This window comes from Vibrio sp. 10N.261.55.A7, assembly GCF_002877365.1.
Lineage (GTDB): Bacteria > Pseudomonadota > Gammaproteobacteria > Enterobacterales > Vibrionaceae > Vibrio.
In genome coordinates this window covers 1-1,219 of sequence record NZ_MCWZ01000204.1, presented here as the reverse complement: position 1 = coordinate 1,219, position 1,219 = coordinate 1, and the positions used below count along the sequence as shown (strand labels likewise).

General features: G+C 41.8%; 2 pseudogenes. Both read left to right on the top strand.

Annotated features, from left to right (window positions below):
* A pseudogene (locus tag BCU12_RS10545) lies at positions 1-766 on the top strand (transporter); the annotation flags it as partial.
* A gap of 234 nt (positions 767-1,000) precedes the next feature.
* Positions 1,001-1,219 (top strand): annotated as a pseudogene (locus BCU12_RS10540) (alginate lyase); the annotation flags it as partial.

The window sequence follows — 1,219 nt, the reverse complement described above, 5'->3', positions numbered from 1 at the left end:
GTCTTCAATGGATTCAGGCTTGAACCGTAACGCAGGTATCTTCGTTATGAACTTCTACAGCCCAATCCTTCGTAAAGACGCGACTCAACGTGAACTTGTTATCGTAAGTAAAATTACAACGATTGCGATGGGTCTATTAATCATCAGCATCGGCCTGTTCATCAACTCACTACGTCATCTAAGCCTCTTTGATATCGTAATGAACGTTGGCGCACTCATTGGCTTCCCTATGCTTATTCCTGTACTACTTGGTATGTGGATCCGCAAAACACCTGACTGGGCTGGTTGGTCTACGCTAGTTGTCGGTGGTATCGTTTCTTACGTCTTTGGTATCTCTCTACAAGCAGGTCACATCGAAAGCCTATTTGGTATGGAGCAAGAGCTAACTGGACGTGAGTGGAATGACTTGAAAGTAGGTCTAAGTCTCGCAGCACACGTTATCTTCACCGGTGGTTACTTCATCCTAACGACTTATTTCTACAAAGGCCTAACGGCTGAACGTGAAAAAGAAGTTGACCAATTATTTGTTAACTGGAACACGCCTGTTATCTCTGAAGGCGAAGAACAAAGAGACCTAGACACTAAACAACGCTCAATGCTTGGTAAGCTAATCAGCACAGCAGGTTTTGGTATCTTAGCAATGGCTCTTATTCCAAACGAACCAACAGGTCGTCTACTGTTCTTGCTTTGTGGTTCAATTGTTCTAACGGTTGGTATCTTATTGGTTAATGCTTCTAAGAACGGCGCAAAACAATTAGCTAACTAGTTGCTTTTCTAACCAATTAATTGTCATACTTATAGCCCATATACTTGAAAGAGTATGTGGGCTTTTTAGCACAGAAACATCCGATCTGCCGTTTAACAAACATGAATAAAATGTGACCAAGGACAAGTAAATTCATTCAAAATACTGATTTTATCGTCGCCCCTTACGCTTATTTGTATTACAATAAGATGTAACGCAATAGCCTTTCACTAATTACTGTATAAGAGAGTTAGCATGAGTAATAAAGAGCCTCTTGATGCCATCAGAAAGATGAAGCTGGAAAACGACACTTCAGCGGGCAACCTAGTCGACCTACTCCCTATCGAAGTTCAAAAGCGCGATTTCGATCTGTCTTTTCTTGAAAACCTGAGCGAAGCACGCCCGCGTTTACTTGTTCAAGCAAAAGATCTAACAGAATTTAAAGCGAAGGTGCAGGCTGATGAATCACACTGC